This window comes from Bacillus sp. Nf3, from assembly GCF_003028545.1.
Taxonomy (GTDB): Bacteria; Bacillota; Bacilli; order Bacillales; family Bacillaceae; genus Bacillus; species Bacillus safensis.
This window is the reverse complement of the sequence record NZ_PYUA01000003.1, coordinates 559,650-574,856: the sequence shown is the minus strand read 5'-3', so window position 1 is coordinate 574,856 and position 15,207 is coordinate 559,650. Positions and strand designations below refer to the sequence as shown.

Below are 15,207 nucleotides of genomic sequence, written 5' to 3'. Positions count from 1 at the left end.
TCATCTTCAAAAGCGCGTGACCTCCTCATCCATCTCAAGCATGATTTTGACTTAAAGGAAATGTGACATTTTAATGTATGAGTGGTTCGCGGATGACATGTGAAAAAATTGATGAAGCTCTCAATCTCAAATCCATAGGTTAAAAAATGAACCCTCTATTAAATGAATTCATACAAAAAAGCTTGTCTCCTATGAAGGAAACAAGCTCTATTTTTTATTGTGCTTTTGCATAGTTTATAAACTCAACAAAGGCAGCTGTCGCTTTTGGACCGCCATTCATCGTTCCGTTTGAATACCCAGCGTTATGAACTCCAACGATTTGCTGGTTCTGATCTAGCATGGCAGAACCTGAATTTCCGCTGAATGTATCAATCGTATAGTATGCTAGATTCGTATCTTCTCTCGTCACAGGACCTGACATCTCCCACTGTGACACCTTGCCAGTCGATCTCATTTTATCACCAGGATATCCTGAGATTTTAATGGTTGTCCCAGTCAAGTTTGTCACCTGGCGGATGGATCGGTAGCCGACCGTATTGCCAATATTCGTATCGGTTTTGATTACGGCAAAGTCATATTGGCTTGCACCAGTATTAATATACCCGCTTGGCACATAGAACTCAGTCATTTTTGCTGAACCGTTCACCGCAGTACTATCATTCATACCTGGATATACGGTTCCTTTTTCACTATAGCTTCTCGATGCCGTATTGTACACGCAGTGTCCGTTTGTCAAAATTTTATTAGGAGCAATGAGTGTCCCTGTACAGCTGGAGCCGCCAAATGTAATATAAGCAATCGAATTGTATGGTGCTACTCTTGTATTTGCTACTTTGGTTCTACCATCGTCTCCAATGACGACTTTTGTTTGAAAATCTTTTAAATATTTTGATAGTGGTTTTACTTTTTCGCCAACAGTAGAAGAAAGATCATCCACTTTGTCAAAGGATGAGGGGGCTTTCGTATCATTGTGGAAATCACTTGAAGAAATCACTTTTCCATCAGAAGTCACCATGTCATAATCAGACGTTAGTACTGAATCTGATGTGGCATGGGCAAAACTAGGCACACTTAAAGCACCAAAAACGAGAAGAGAAGGGAGTAACATTTTCACCTTTTTCATCATATTCCTCCTTTATGTCCTATATCAAAAATCATACGATTGTTTCATATTGGAGTAAATGGGAGAATATTCTTATTTTTTAAAAATATTTCATTTTTAAATTAGGTGTTTTGTATCTTCCCAACCTTCATTCTATCGATCTCTTACTATATGAACAGAAAAAAACCGCCTAATTGGCGGTCTTTCCTCTTTGTCAGCTCCACACATCTTTTACATATCTATTGTCATTTGCAAGGGCTGTCAGCCAATTTTCAGCTGTTTCCTTCGAGCATTGTTTCTCTTTTTGATAGAGATCGATTAGTGTAGCCTCTACATCTGGGGCCATGACTTTTCCGTCTCCGCACACGTACAGATAAGCTCCTTGATCAAGCAATTCGATGAGCATGCCTCCGTCTTCTTTCAACAAATGCTGGACATATACTTTTTGCTCATCGTAACGAGAATAAGCACGATGGATATGGACAACTCCGTTTTGTGCGGCAAGCTGCATTTCATCAAAATATAGATCATCTTCCTCAGGGTGACGGCAGCCAAAATATAAGTGGGCTTCGCCTAGCTGCTTTCCTTCTTTCTGCCACACTTCTCTTGCCTGAACAAATCCTCTAAATGGAGCAATTCCTGTACCTGGTCCGATCATGATCATCGGCACTTCTGATGAAGGAGGCAGCTGGAATCCAGCCTGCGCTTCATGCAGGAAGCAGGCTACTTCTTCTCCTTCTTTTAGACCACATAAATAGGTTGAGGCGACTCCGGCATATTCTCCACTGCCGCTCCACGCTTTACCTTTTACAACTGCTACTGTGATACTGACTTTTTCTTCATCTACCTTAGGCGAGCTAGAGATCGAATAATAACGCGGTTTCAAACCTGGTAAAAGCGCCAAAAAGTGTACAAACGGTAGCTCGCACGCTTCATATTGATCTAATAAATCCAGCATGGTTACTCGTTTCTTTAAAATGGCTTCTTGATATGCTTCACCAGCCATTTGTTCAAGCTCCACGCGGTGAGGCGGACATACCGTATGTGCTGCGAGCTCTCTTAGCTGTGTACGTGTCGCAGGCTCTTGAAGCTCAACATGTGAGGCGAGTAATTCTTTGATTGGAATCGGCTGATCTAATGGTAAATGACTTGCCTCTTTCTCAGATGAAAGCTTGATGTGCTGCTCTGGATTTAGTTTAAAGCGGCGGGTCACACGCTGAACGAGTGCATCACTATTTTTCGGTACAATCCCGATATGATCCCCTTCTTTGTATGCTTTTCCAGCAGGCAGTTTCAATTCAATATGTCTTGTCTGCCTCGTGCTTGTTTCTGATTGTAATTCTTCATTTTTCAATACAACAGCTGAAAAGGCATCATATATTTTAGCTACAGGACGCTCCACTAGCTCATTCGTATAAGCAACTGATAGGTTTGGTTTTTCCTTCCCTTTTTCTTGGAAGGTGAGCTTAAATTCTTTTGCAAGCTGTTCAAATACAGTTTTCTGGAAGATTTCTTTATCCTCATCCATATCACCGCCTGCATCACCTTCTCCTAAATCAGCTACACGTTTAGCACCTTTTCTTTCAAGGGCCTCATCAATCAGACGGGGGATCCGCTGGTACGTACTCGCCCAGTTTCGATCTCCGCATCCAAAGACCGCAAATGTCACGTTTGATAAATCCTGCTCCTCATCCTGCGCCAGCCAATCCACAAATTGCTTCGCATTGTCAGGCGGATATCCGTTGTATGAAGCGGTCACGATGAGGACAGCGCCTGTATCTGGCAATTGGCGTGTATATTCATCAAGCGGTGCAGTGGTCACATCGAATCCTTTTGCTTTCCCGTCTTCCGCCAATTCGTTCGCTATTTGCTTTGCTGTGCCAAGATTCGATCCGTACAAAACTAGCAGCGGTGTACCGTGACTCGGCACTTTTGACTCACTAGATTGGTTGCTTTTTTTCGGTTCTTCTTTCGGTGGTGCCATAAAGAATTGTTGCTTCCTTGGCCGCACCTTGATTTTGAAATCGTTTGGTTTAATCGTCAGAGATTCTTTTAAATCAAGCTCATAAGATGTGTGATCAATTAACTCTAAATTATGCAGAACCATCGCGAGAACCATCGTAGCTTCATGCAGAGCAAACTGCATACCGATACATGCACGCTGTCCATTCCCAAAAGGCTTGTAAGCATGCTGCGGGATTTTCTCAGGATGCGTAAACCGCTCTGGTTTAAATTCTTCAGCATCCTCGCCCCATACCGCTGGATCACGGTGTAATTTAGGAAGCAGAACAGAGACACTTTGATTCTTGTGAATCGGATATTTTCCCCCGATTACTGTGTCCTCTTTCGCATAAAGAGAGAACGTAGGCGCGGTTGGCCAGAGGCGAAGGGCTTCATTTAACACCATACGAGTGTAGCTTAGCTTTTGCACTTGTTTAAATGTCGGCAATCCGCCTTGCAGCACCTCATCTGCTTCTTGGACAGCTTTCTTCAATTTCTCTGGATTCTTTAGTAAGAAATAAATCGCAAAGGATAGCAGTCCGCTTGTTGTTTCGTGCCCTGCAATTAAGAAGGTGATGATTTGATAACGGATATTTTCATCAGATAAACGTTCACCTGTTTCAGGATCCTCTGCATGCAGCATAAGAGACAGTAAATCATCGCCTGTTTTATCTTGTTTTCTTCGTTCCTGTATAATGTCATCTACTAATTGCTTCATAAAATCGACATGCTGATCAAATTCTTTTCGTCTTTTGATCATGAGTTTATCGGCAATCGGCAATCGGCTCGACTGCTCCATTGCTTCATTTAAGCCTTTCAGCATGCTTTCAATGAATGGATGCTGGTTTTCTTTATAAAAACTGTTAAAGCGAAAATCAAAACCGCAAAGACCGATCGTATCTAAAGTCAGCTTTGTCATATCCTCAGCTACTTCAATTTCTTCATCGCGGCCTGTTCTTTGCCATTTTTGCACGAGTTGTGTGGCAATATCGAGCATCATCTCATGATAGCCCTTCATGGCCTGCTGGCTGAATGCTGGCATCAAAATTTGATGAGCCTTTCTCCAGTTCGGTTCTTCTGTCCAGCTCGTAAATAACCCATCTCCTGCAAAGGCTCTTACTTTACTGAGACTAGTCCCAATAAATTTATCAAAACGGCTCTCATCAAATACTTCTTGGACAAGTTCATGGCTGGAAACAAAAATACTTGTTGCATTTGAAAATTCAAACTGAAAAATCGGTCCTAATTCGTCTGCCAGCCGCCAAAAAGTTTGAGAAAGCTCCCCCTTTTTTATATGGGGAATATTTTTAAAAGGTCCGTATGTTTTTGGTTTTGGAATGATTGATGTTTGCTTCATATGCCCACTCCCTTTATCTCTTTATGATGCAACGCTGATGGCGCGCCATAAACATTGCTCAATCTCCTCTAAAAATTCTATTGTTGGCTCTATTTCTTCTGCAAGAATTTGTTTATGCAGCTGCACAAAAGCACCAAATACAATCGATAAAATGGTTCTGCCTGAGAGGTTTGGATGAATTCCATCCTTTTTCCCTTCTTCAAAGATAAGGAACAGCTCATGTAACAAATGCTGCATTTTCTCTTTGCTCGTTTCGTCTAAGTAATGGGACCGTTTATCAATCTCTAAAAAATACAGCCCGCTTGGATTCTCCTTTGTAAACAAAACCAAGCAATAAAATACATGCTTAAAGTACGCACGAATACTTACCTTTGGATCTGGACGGTTTGTGTTCATTTTTTCGATAAATGCTGAGAGGCTGCGCTGGTACAAAATATTGACGAGTGCCTCTTTGCTGTCGAAATAACGGTAAATGGTGCCCGCTCCGACGTTTGCTCTTTTTGAAATCATCGGCATTGTGGTGCCATCAAAGCCTCGTTCTATAAATAGTTCCAGCGAAGCTTTCATGATCTGTTCTTGTTTATCAGTCACTGCTGGCATTTCATCCCCTCCTTATAAAAATATAGGAATGAACGTTCATTCCGCTTGCGGTATATTATATTAATATTTCAATTTCATCTATTTATACTTAAACACACTTATTTTACTCCGTCACCACATTTTCTGAAAATAATAATAATTGAGAAATGATACCTAGGCACAAGACATCCAAAGGACTTATAAAGATTGTCAAATGTGTGTCATGCAGGTGTCATCAGCACTACACATTCATTCCTGATCGATTGGTGACTGAATGTGGTCTTCATATGTATCAATATATAAGCTTCCATTACTTGAACGGACAGCATAAACAATGTCCTTTAAGGACAGCTGCCTTTTTTTAAGCTCTTCTTCTATCCATTGCTCTGTTAAATGATTTTCATGTATGTTTTTTTGGATGAGTTTCCCGTCCATGATGACTTCAATCGGCATGTAACGCTCTGCCTTCATGAATAATTGAAGGTCCTTCCGTGTGACATTTTCAAACGAAGGGTATTTTTTCACTGACATATGCCCATCTGTTTCAATCATGGCAAATTCAACTTCACTAATATCAAAGATGTCTTTTTCTCTCAGCTGCTGATTTAAATAATCAAGGGTATATCTCATCCCCTTCATATTTCCTTCAAGAATTTTTCCATTTTGTATGACAAGAGTTGGTTTACCAGCCATCAGCCCTCTCATCTTTCGGCTTCTTAATGCAAGCAGGGAAATCACATAAATAATCATGACAAGTGACACAAAGGAAATCGTTGTGTGCTGAAGCGGGAGCGTTGTATTAAACGCCAGGTTTGCTGCAATTGAACCTAAGCTGATGGCTGCAATAAAATCAAAAATATTCATCTGCGCAATGGTTTGTTTCCCTAGAAGACGCGCTCCTCCAAATAAAATCGCAAAAGCAAACATCGTTCGAAGAATCACTTCAATATGGTCAGACATGCAAGTATCCACCTTTCATTTGCATCAAAAAAAGCCTTTTCCTTAGAAAAGACTCTTTGTTAGACTATGCATTTATTTCATCATTATTCAATTGGGCAGTACCGCTTTGTTCAAATTGTGATCGCAGTTCAATAATTGAGCTATTCCTAACATGATCTGATTCTTGCTCAAGAAGCCACGTATAGAACCTAGCTTGCTCCGCTGTTTGCAAAGCATGCATATATTTTTGCGAGGAACGCTTCTCTGCAACGCGCTGCTTGATCCCGCGCATCTGCTTCCAGAATTGATAATAAGGGAGCTTGAGTTTGGTCATAAAGCCGCGAGCGTCCTCCATGACATATCCCTCTTCTTTAATTGTGTCATCATGAGAGACCGCTTGATACCATTTATAAAAAGACGTCCAATCATGGAAAACAGCCACTTCCTGCTTGCTGGATATTCCCAGCTGCTCACTTAATCTTTTCACTTCAGCGAATGGTGCTTTTTCATAGCTTAACTGCCGCTTCACTATATCGAGTAAAATGAGTTGATCTTGTTCATATGTGATAATATGCGGATCTTTTTCTGGCAAAATGACTTCAAACACCAGAGATACATGCTGGTCACGGACGTATGATTTGATGTAGTCAGCCTGCACGTCATCGAAGGTCTTATAAAATAGCTCTTCGACCCAGGAAGCATGCTGATTTTGTTTCACATGTGATGTATACGATTTGGACGTAAACACCAATTCATCTTCCATTTCATTATACCCAACAGTTCCTAAGTATCCATTTGCTTTATCATATACGGTGACAGGGAATTGTAGATGGTTCACTAAATGCTGCATTCTTGTCTCCGGACGCTCATCAATGTTAAAAAATTTATTGTAGCTTCTAGACACAATCTGCTTTGAAACCATGTTGACAAACAAACCTCTTGCCTTCACATTCACATCGTCCCATTGCCGCTCACTAAAAGCCTTTTTCGTAAAATTAAAGGATGAAATATGGTGCGGTAGCTTTAATTCCTGTACATATTCATGCTGATCTAAATGAGCTAAAAAATCATCCAGTGAAATATCTGGCTGAACAGCAGCTGATTGTTTTTTCTCAGAGGCTCTGTAGACTGGATTGTCAATTTCATGAGTCTCTATCCCGTCACCCGTGATTTTCAACACCCGCAGCTGCCCCCCAAATTCAACCTGACCTTCTAGGTTATAAGATCTTTCCGCTGCGTGAATTGGCAGTCTGTATAAATTGCGATGACCGTGAATTTGGATGACATCCAGCCCAGCCGTGTTTTGAACAAACAAGTGATCAATGTCATCTGAATATTCTCCTACGCCGTGAATGAGCTGCTGTGTTGAGACATGCAGAAGCTCTTCTGGCAAATGAGCAAGCCCCCCGTGGGTCACAAGAAATGTCTGGCCATGGTATGTAAAATACGTAAGCTGGTGAAATGTTCTAACAAACTTTCGTACTTCTTTTAAATCAAAATCAGCTGCTTCGATTTCAGGCGCAGTATGACGATTAAACATATTGCTTTTGACCTTTTCACCATGCGCAAACCGGTATAAATGCTGATCATGATTGCCTTCAATGACGATGACATTCCGGCATTCTCTATGGGCGAGCATCCATTCTAATACTTCTTTGTTTTCTATTCCTCTATCAAGAAGGTCACCTGCAAAGATATAAAGTTCGTTTTCTTTGATATCTCCTTGCAAATAGGTGGTAAGTGCGGTGTAACAACCGTGAATATCTCCGAAAACATGAATGGCCTCATATTGATCAAAGGATCGAGGCTGATAGGTCATCACTTGCGGATATTCCTCCGGCTTCAAAACAGTCACCCATGATGGGACCTTTTCTGTTTTTAACCGCTCGTTCATTTGATACAAAACAGATTCCCGCACCACTTTGTGAGATTCACGTGAGCGATTTTGTAAAAGAGCTGTCTCAAGGGGCACCTGCGTGAAATCGACGACATACACCCTGTAACGATACGATGTCGCTAAAGACTTATATTGAGAAATTGATTTGCTTGAAATATGTGTCGCATCAATCACAGTAAAGTCTCCTCGGTCCATACGGGCTGTGAGTAAATCGAATAATAAAGACCAAACTTTGTGGTCATGCTTGCTTGAAATGTCTAGTTTCCCATTGACTGATAGCTGCGGTGGCTGGGTTAACAGCCGGATTTGATCCGCTGATAAAGTGTAAGGCTCTAAGCCTTGTTCTTTGATCCATGTTGATTTACCTGCGCCTGGGAGACCTCGTAAAAGGACTAAAGTTCTCATATTGGTTCTCCTTTAATGAGTGATATTTTACCTATTATAGATAAATTATGGATAAATCTCAATCTTTTATTGATTATGGTAATATATAGATATAAAGGGAGGTTTTATGTATGTCTAATGGAGAGAATATGGCATTCAATATGGGAGATCTTCTATTTCAAATGTTCTCTCTTCTGTTCATTGCCTTTATTGTGACAATCATTGTCATCGCATTTCGAATGATTAGAAGAAAACGAATGGAATTGAAAAAAATCGAGGCAAGATTAAACAAAGTGATTGAAAAAAACGATCTAAGAGAGTAAAAAATCCGGGAGTTAACCGGATTTTTTTGTTTTCATCACGATTCCTTGACGCTGCTGCATCAAAAAGAAAAAGACACCTAAAAGAACAAGCAGACCGCCAAGCATTTGGAGCAGCGTGACTTTCTCTCCAAGCAGCCATACAGCAAGGATCGTTGCCCCAACAGGTTCCCCTAGAATACCCATTGAAATAGTTGTCGCATTAACATAAGTTAAAAGCCAATTATTAATGACATGAGACATAGTGGGAATAATAGCGAGCAATAAAAAGATTCCCCACTCTTTAGCCGGATAGCCTATAAAAGGGGTTTGCTGAAGCAGATTGAATAAAATTAAAAAAAGACCGGCAAAACCAAATACACAAAAACTATAAATCCAATGAGATATTTTTCTGACAGCCTGTTGACCTATTAACAAGTAACAAACAACAGCGATCACACTCAAAAAGGATAAAATATCTCCTAAGATGGCTTCCTTGCTATGACCAATATCTCCCCACCCTATCATAAGGGCACCAACAATCGCTGCACACATCGTCAATAGAGCAGACATCGTCGTTCGTTCACGGAAAATGAGGAATCCGCCTAATAAGGACACCATCGGTTGTAGAGCGATAATAATGGTAGAGCTTGCCACTGTCGTCAGCTTTAGTGAGCCAAACCACAGCACAAAATGGAGGCCTAAAAAGAAGCCTGACATACATAAGAAAAACCAGTCTCTGCGTTTTATTGAGAGAAATTCTTTTTTTCTTGGCAGGATAAATGGCAGCATGAAAGCCGCCGCAAAGATCATTCGATACATACTTAAAATAGCAGCAGGTGCATTTGACCATTTCACAATGATTGCAGAAAACGAAATAGCAATTATCGAAATCACAAGTGGCAGTGCAATTGATTTCGTTTGAGCAGTTGTCTTGATTTCCATTAGCAGCTTCCTTTACATCAGCAGTAGATGAGCAGTTCATCTTATATGTCGTCATCTTACTATGTCCATTCACCTAGTGGCAAGATGATTTTTTAAACTGGCGTCAGCTTGTTGGATGAAAAAAACACCCTTTTCATAGGGCGTTTTTTGATGTTTAATTTGAAATCAATTCACGAATTCTTTCTTCAATAGGTGTTAACGGCCGGCCTAGTAATGTTTCGAAATCTTGGCTTTCGACAGCTAATGCACCATCGCGAATGCCGCTTTGAATGGCTTTGACAAATGGCACTGCATCTTTTGGTACACCATTTGAAGCTAAAAATTCTCCAAATGTATCTACATCTATTTTTTCTACTTTGATTTCTTTTCCGCTCACCTTGCTGACAATTTGTGCAAGTTCACTATGCGTCCGAAGCGGGCCTGACAGTTCATATATCTCCTGATCATGTACTGGAAGTGATAACGCATTTGCTGCCGCTTCTGCGTAGTCATTTCTTGTTGCCCAGCCAACCTTTCCTTCGCCAATAGGGCTTAAAAATGGTGCGCCGCTGACTGACGCCAGAATCGTATCTTTTTCGTTTTCAACATACCAGTTGTTTCTTAAAAATACATGAGGAATGCCAGAGGCCAAAATGGCTTCTTCTGTTTTGGCATGGTCATTTGCAAGGACAAGCTGACTCTCTCTTGCATTGACAACACTTGTATAAGCAATAAAACTCACATTTGCTGCTTTCGCCGCTTCGATTGCCGCTTTATGCTGCTGCACGCGGTCTCCATCCACCGTTGAAATGATCAACAGACGGTCAATGCCCTCAAATGCTGATGTCAGGGTGTCTGGCTGAGTAAAATCTCCACGGCGTACATCCACCCCAGCATCCTTCAAATGTGCTGCTTTTTGCGGATTTCGAACACTGACTGCAATTTGTTCAGCCGGTACTTTTGTGAGCAAATGCTTGACGACGAGCGATCCAAGTTGTCCTGTTGCACCTGTTACTAATAATTTCATTTGTTTGACCTCCTCATTTTTCGTTCAACGGTGATGTGCATTCGTTATAATCGAAATGGTTACAACAAAGGTGTAAAAAAAGCTCCCATGTACGAGCTTTTTTATTCCGCCTCTGTTAATAATTGCTGAATTGTCACTTGCTTTAGGTGATTCTCAAGTGCAGCTTGTGCTTCTTTTAGTTCATGCCGAAGTCTCGTGTCCATCGCTTGACCAATCGGGCATGCGATGACGGGCTGATGAAAGTTAAACAATTCTTCATCCTCGCTTACATCCACAGCACGATACACATCTAACAGCGTAATATCCCCAGCCGCTCTTTTTAAATAAGCACCGCCTACTCCGCGGCGAATCTCAATGAGACCCGCCCGTTTGAGCATTGCCATCATTTTTCGAACAATGGCTGGATTTGAATTCACGCTCTCTGCAATAAAATCACTAGTACACTCTTTTGGAACACCTGCAATAAATGACACAATATGAACAGCAATCGGATACCTGCTGCTAATTTGTTTCACAATCTTTCACCACCGTTGTAATCAATATAGTTACAATAAGTGATTTTGTCAATCAATAAACGGATTTTTCTTTCGTTCCCAATCCTCATACGTCATGATATCGTAGTCTTCTCCTGTATCAAGTTCAAGCGGAGCAATGCATTCAAGCAGATTCTCATCTGGGTCAAGAAAATAGATCGCTGCATGAAATTGCGGCGGATTATCGAGAACTAAAGGCTGCTTTTCTTCTGAAAAACCAAACATTGGGTGAATGCTGATGCCTCTTTCGATCAGCCAGGATTTGATCTGTTCGATGCTGGATGTTTTAATTTGGAAGGCTAAATGTCGAGTTGCTACGTGATATGGAATAGTGGACATATCTGCTTTCCATATGCCAAGCCAGCTCTTTCCTTTCTCAATCCATAAAAAGGCTACTCTTTCATTCTCATGAGCAAGTGTCAATCCCAATTTTTCATAAAACGCAATAGATGTCTTCAAGTCACTCACAGGTAAATGTGCTTCATACAGTCCTTTTATCATCATCAAAATCACTCCTTTTCTACCTTCTATTCTGCGGGAGTTGATGAAATTCTGCCTCAGCAAAACGATGTATTTTAGCTCTAACATTGGTTTGAGAGAACTTGTATGTTTGATCCATTACAGATGGGGGAAGGTGTTCAAATAAAAGAAAGGAGCGGTTCATATGCCTTGGACGATGAACGATTATCCAGCTTCATTTCAATCATTAGACAACGTCATTCGAAAAAAAGCGCTTGAGATTGCCAATAAAATGATACAGGAAGGCTATGAGGAAAATAGAGCCATTCCCATTGCGATCAGTCAAGCGAAAGAGTGGAAAAAGAATGCCACAGAGAAAGAGATAGAAAATTTCTCATCTCATGGTTCTGTCAAACCTTCTGAGGGCAGCAGCTCCGCAAGACCAGAGCTCATGGATCATGCGCAGCATGTAGTAAAACACGAGGAAGGCTGGGCGGTTCAAACAGAGAAAGCGAAACGAGCAAGTGAGGTCAAAGAAACAAAACAAGAAGCAATTGACCGGGCAAAGGAGATTTCAGCTAATAAAGGAACATCTGTTGTCATTCACCGAAAAGATGGGACGATTCAGGATGTGTTAAAGCCGCAATAAGACCGCTCGTCAGCGGTCTTAGCGTGTAGACAAACCCTCGCATTCGGTGTCAGTCCTGCGTGCCGGTGCTCACGAATGTTAAATTCGCTCCGCTCCGGTACTCGTTCCTTCCTAGACTGCAAAGGTTTTCTATCACGCTGAAGGAAAACAAAAGGCTAAAATAAAGATCATTTTAGTCTTTTGTCAACAATTTAAGACCGCTTGTCAGCGGTCTTGTTTTATGCATTCTTTTCTTTTTTCGCTGGAGTTTTTCTTTTCTTAGGCGCTGCTTTTTTCGCTTTGGCTGGTTTTGATCGGTCGATTGATGCCTGTAGTGCGGCCATTAAATCAGTCACATTAGATGCAGGATCTTTTTTGCCTGTCGTTTCTGGTTGAACGGTATGTTCTCCAGATATTTTATCGCCAATTAAATTCATCAGCTGTTCTCTGTATTCATCCTGATATGCCGCTGGATCGAATGTTGTGGTCAGCTGCTCGATTAAAAGGAGCGCTGTATCTAACTCTTTCTTGACAATGTTCTCCTCTTGGGGGATATTCGGTACATCTGATACTTGTCTAATTTCGTCAGGGAAATGAATGGTTTCCATCAGCAAAATATGTTCATAGCACCTAACGATCGCTAATTGCTCCTTTGAGCGGATCATAATTTTTGCCACACCAATTTTCCCAGATTCCTCTAAAGCTTTTCTTAATAATGAATAAGCCTTCGCTCCGCCGGTATCCGGTGATAAGAAATAACTTCTTTCATAATAGATTGGATCAATCTCTTCAATCTTTACAAAATCAATGATTTCAACGGCTTTTTCTTCATTTTCTTTTCGTAGTTTTTCTAGCTCTTCATCGTCCAATTCAATAAATTTATTTTTCGCATATTCATACGCCTTCACAATTTGTTCCGGTGCTACTTCTTCACCGCAATTGGCACATACTTTCTTGTAGTTAATGGGCGTGTGACATTCTTTATGCAGCTGTCTTAATTTAATGTCTTTGTTCTCTGTAGCGGTAAACAGCTTGACTGGAATATTGACCAATCCGAAACTAATGCCGCCTTTCCATACTGTATGCATCGCGCTTCCTCCGTTCTTTTCTCCTTACTATGTAATGTTTTCATCAGACTTATGTATGTGATTGAAAATTTCATCCCACTCTAAGAACACATGATATAAGGAAGTGACATGCACAATGAAACCTATGCGATTAACACCTGCACATGATATACCTGCCGGTGCAGACTGGGTGTATGAATTAAAATATGATGGCTTTCGGGCTATTCTTGTATGGGAAGAAGACGAGATTCGTTTAGAAAGCAGGACCGGAAAACAGCTAAATGAGCAATTTCCTGAAGTGATGGATCAGTGCGAACAATTAAGAGACGAATTTGCTCCCTTTTTACCACTGACACTTGACGGAGAATTGGTCTTTTTACTAAGTGAAGAGCAAAGTGAGTTTGCGAAGGTTCAGCAAAGAGGCCGGCTGAAAAACAAAGAAGCCATCCAAAGACAGGCTGAACGATTTCCATGTCATTTCATTGCGTTTGATCTATTAAGATGTAAAGGGAAACCTCTCGTTGATTTACCGTTGACGGAAAGAAAAAATCAGCTGCAACAAGTTTTCCAAGACGCAAAACTCCCTTCATCAGTTCAGCTGGAGCACCCTTCCTTTCTGCAGGTCATTCATACAGACCCAGACTCTGAATACATGAAAAACTTGATGACGATGTATTTAGCAGAAGGATTAGTAGCGAAAAAAAAGACGAGTAAATGGTATGACAATACTCGTTCAAAAGAATGGCTAAAAATGAAAAACTGGCGGTATGTGTCTGTCATTGTAACCCGTTTTGACAAAGAAAATGGCTATTTCCAAGGCTCCATTTATCAAGATTCGGCTCTCATCGAGGTTGTCCAATTCAAGCATGGATTTTCTAAAGAAGAAGAACAAACACTGCGCACGCTATTCCAGACAAAGGGCCAGTTAACAGGAGGATCAACATATGAAATTCCTCCTTCTATTGTTGCCAGCATTGCGTGTATATCCTTTGATGGATCGGCGTTAAGAGAGCCGCGTTTTTCTTCCTTTTTACTAGATGCGGATCCAGCAGCATGTACAATTCAGCAAATGCTCAAACAGCTGTATCCACTCCCTGTTGTTATAGACGTCACTCACCCTGAGAAACCCATTGTCCCGGCCCTTCAACTGAACAAGGCAGATTACTTACTTTATTTAAGACAAGTGGCTCCCTATCTTTTGCCCTTTTTACGTGAAAGGCGTCTTACTTTAATTCGGTATCCGCACGGCAGTGGAGACGAATTCTTTTATCAAAAGTCAACTCCTGATTATGCGCCGGATTTTGTTTTGACAGATGAAGTTGATGGTATTTCTTACACGGTCTGTAATGATCCTCGTACGCTTCTTTGGCTTGGCAACCAGCTGGCGATGGAATTTCATATCCCTTTTGAAACAAGAGATACGGATCGGCCTACAGAAATCGTCTTTGATCTGGACCCGCCATCTGTAAATGAATTTCATCTAGCTATCGAAGCTGCTAAACGAATCAAAGCGCTTTTAGACGGACTTTTTCTCACAGCCTTTATTAAAACAAGCGGAGGCAAAGGGCTTCAAGTCTATATTCCTTTAAAGAAAAACGCCTTCACTTACGAAGAAACAAGACAATTCACTGCGTTTATATGCCAATTTTTATGTGAGCAAGCACCGGATCTATTTACTCTGGAACGTCTTAAGAAAAAACGCGGCAATCGCTTGTATTTAGACTACATTCAGCATGATGCTGGAAAAACAATTATCGCTCCATATTCCCCGAGAGGAAATGAGCTTGGACTTGTCGCGACACCGCTTGAATGGGACGAACTCTATCATGATGAACTTCATCCTACTCTTTTTACGATGCCAGCTGTCATAGAGCGTTTAAAGGAAAAAGGCGATCCGTTCCGCCGCATGAGGCACCTTGTGAATGATGATGCTTTTAGACAAGTCTTACATCAGCTTGCACACATGTGACCTTCTCATCAGATGGACATCCGCGGTCATGAAGCGTTACAC

The 15,207-nt window shown here is 41.2% G+C and carries 13 protein-coding genes; 3 read left to right on the top strand and 10 right to left on the bottom strand.

Features of this window, described 5'->3' with window-relative positions; all coding sequences use genetic code 11:
- Window positions 1–214: 214 nt before the first annotated feature.
- The 5 genes from C9414_RS12370 to C9414_RS12350 all read right to left on the bottom strand — a co-directional run bounded on the left by C9414_RS12370 (window position 215) and on the right by C9414_RS12350 (window position 8,280).
- Window positions 215–1,123 (bottom strand): trypsin-like serine peptidase, encoded by a 909-nt coding sequence (locus tag C9414_RS12370; protein WP_041085128.1) that lies wholly within the window; start codon window positions 1,121–1,123, stop codon window positions 215–217.
- 193 nt (window positions 1,124–1,316) lie between these two features.
- Window positions 1,317–4,460 carry a bifunctional cytochrome P450/NADPH--P450 reductase gene (locus C9414_RS12365; protein WP_107163736.1) on the bottom strand — a complete coding sequence of 1,048 codons (3,144 nt, stop codon included), beginning with the start codon at window positions 4,458–4,460 and terminating at the stop codon, window positions 1,317–1,319.
- A gap of 21 nt (window positions 4,461–4,481) precedes the next feature.
- Entirely contained in the window at window positions 4,482–5,060 is a 579-nt protein-coding gene (locus tag C9414_RS12360; protein WP_107163735.1) for a TetR/AcrR family transcriptional regulator, read from the bottom strand.
- 228 nt (window positions 5,061–5,288) lie between these two features.
- Window positions 5,289–5,999 (bottom strand): DUF421 domain-containing protein, encoded by a 711-nt coding sequence (locus tag C9414_RS12355; protein WP_107163734.1) that lies wholly within the window; start codon window positions 5,997–5,999, stop codon window positions 5,289–5,291.
- Window positions 6,000–6,063: 64 nt separating this feature from the next.
- A complete protein-coding gene (locus C9414_RS12350) occupies window positions 6,064–8,280 on the bottom strand; it encodes an RNA ligase (protein WP_107163733.1) in 2,217 nt (738 codons plus the stop codon).
- A 110-nt stretch (window positions 8,281–8,390) separates the two neighbouring features.
- Between C9414_RS12350 and C9414_RS12345 the strand changes: the two genes are divergently transcribed.
- A complete protein-coding gene (locus C9414_RS12345) occupies window positions 8,391–8,582 on the top strand; it encodes a hypothetical protein (RefSeq protein WP_047203102.1) in 192 nt (63 codons plus the stop codon).
- A 12-nt stretch (window positions 8,583–8,594) separates the two neighbouring features.
- On the opposite strand, the gene C9414_RS12340 is transcribed toward C9414_RS12345, so the two are convergent.
- The 4 genes from C9414_RS12340 to C9414_RS12325 all read right to left on the bottom strand — a co-directional run bounded on the left by C9414_RS12340 (window position 8,595) and on the right by C9414_RS12325 (window position 11,546).
- Window positions 8,595–9,503 carry a DMT family transporter gene (locus tag C9414_RS12340; RefSeq protein WP_107163732.1) on the bottom strand — a complete coding sequence of 303 codons (909 nt, stop codon included), beginning with the start codon at window positions 9,501–9,503 and terminating at the stop codon, window positions 8,595–8,597.
- Between the two features lie 154 nt (window positions 9,504–9,657).
- Window positions 9,658–10,509 (bottom strand): SDR family oxidoreductase, encoded by an 852-nt coding sequence (locus C9414_RS12335; RefSeq protein ID WP_107163731.1) that lies wholly within the window; start codon window positions 10,507–10,509, stop codon window positions 9,658–9,660.
- A 101-nt stretch (window positions 10,510–10,610) separates the two neighbouring features.
- Window positions 10,611–11,024 (bottom strand): Rrf2 family transcriptional regulator, encoded by a 414-nt coding sequence (locus tag C9414_RS12330; RefSeq protein ID WP_059375422.1) that lies wholly within the window; start codon window positions 11,022–11,024, stop codon window positions 10,611–10,613.
- Window positions 11,025–11,072: 48 nt separating this feature from the next.
- Window positions 11,073–11,546, bottom strand: coding sequence for a VOC family protein (locus tag C9414_RS12325; protein WP_052773114.1), 474 nt, complete (start codon window positions 11,544–11,546; stop codon window positions 11,073–11,075).
- Window positions 11,547–11,706: 160 nt separating this feature from the next.
- On the opposite strand from C9414_RS12325, the gene C9414_RS12320 reads away from it, so the two are divergent.
- Window positions 11,707–12,150 (top strand): DUF2188 domain-containing protein, encoded by a 444-nt coding sequence (locus C9414_RS12320; protein ID WP_107163730.1) that lies wholly within the window; start codon window positions 11,707–11,709, stop codon window positions 12,148–12,150.
- A gap of 218 nt (window positions 12,151–12,368) precedes the next feature.
- Here the strand turns inward: C9414_RS12320 and ku are convergent, their stop codons facing one another.
- Window positions 12,369–13,217 (bottom strand): non-homologous end joining protein Ku, encoded by an 849-nt coding sequence (ku, locus tag C9414_RS12315; protein WP_048240214.1) that lies wholly within the window; start codon window positions 13,215–13,217, stop codon window positions 12,369–12,371.
- Between the two features lie 115 nt (window positions 13,218–13,332).
- Here ku and C9414_RS12310 point away from each other — a divergent pair, with 115 nt between their 5' ends.
- On the top strand, window positions 13,333–15,165 hold the full coding sequence (locus C9414_RS12310) for a DNA ligase D (protein ID WP_107163729.1): 1,833 nt from the start codon (window positions 13,333–13,335) through the stop codon (window positions 15,163–15,165).
- Window positions 15,166–15,207: the final 42 nt, after the last annotated feature.

Bases quoted from the DNA above. Each gene is read 5' to 3' on its own strand.
- ku (WP_048240214.1), bottom strand. From the start codon at position 13,217: ATGCATACAGTATGGAAAGGCGGCATTAGTTTCGGATTGGTCAATATT.
- C9414_RS12335 (WP_107163731.1), bottom strand. From the start codon at position 10,509: ATGAAATTATTAGTAACAGGTGCAACAGGACAACTTGGATCGCTCGTC.
- C9414_RS12325 (WP_052773114.1), bottom strand. From the start codon at position 11,546: ATGATGATAAAAGGACTGTATGAAGCACATTTACCTGTGAGTGACTTG.
- C9414_RS12340 (WP_107163732.1), bottom strand. From the start codon at position 9,503: ATGGAAATCAAGACAACTGCTCAAACGAAATCAATTGCACTGCCACTT.
- C9414_RS12355 (WP_107163734.1), bottom strand. From the start codon at position 5,999: ATGTCTGACCATATTGAAGTGATTCTTCGAACGATGTTTGCTTTTGCG.
- C9414_RS12370 (WP_041085128.1), bottom strand. From the start codon at position 1,123: ATGAAAAAGGTGAAAATGTTACTCCCTTCTCTTCTCGTTTTTGGTGCT.
- C9414_RS12345 (WP_047203102.1), top strand. From the start codon at position 8,391: ATGTCTAATGGAGAGAATATGGCATTCAATATGGGAGATCTTCTATTT.
- C9414_RS12350 (WP_107163733.1), bottom strand. From the start codon at position 8,280: ATGAGAACTTTAGTCCTTTTACGAGGTCTCCCAGGCGCAGGTAAATCA.
- C9414_RS12320 (WP_107163730.1), top strand. From the start codon at position 11,707: ATGCCTTGGACGATGAACGATTATCCAGCTTCATTTCAATCATTAGAC.
- C9414_RS12365 (WP_107163736.1), bottom strand. From the start codon at position 4,460: ATGAAGCAAACATCAATCATTCCAAAACCAAAAACATACGGACCTTTT.
- C9414_RS12310 (WP_107163729.1), top strand. From the start codon at position 13,333: ATGAAACCTATGCGATTAACACCTGCACATGATATACCTGCCGGTGCA.
- C9414_RS12360 (WP_107163735.1), bottom strand. From the start codon at position 5,060: ATGCCAGCAGTGACTGATAAACAAGAACAGATCATGAAAGCTTCGCTG.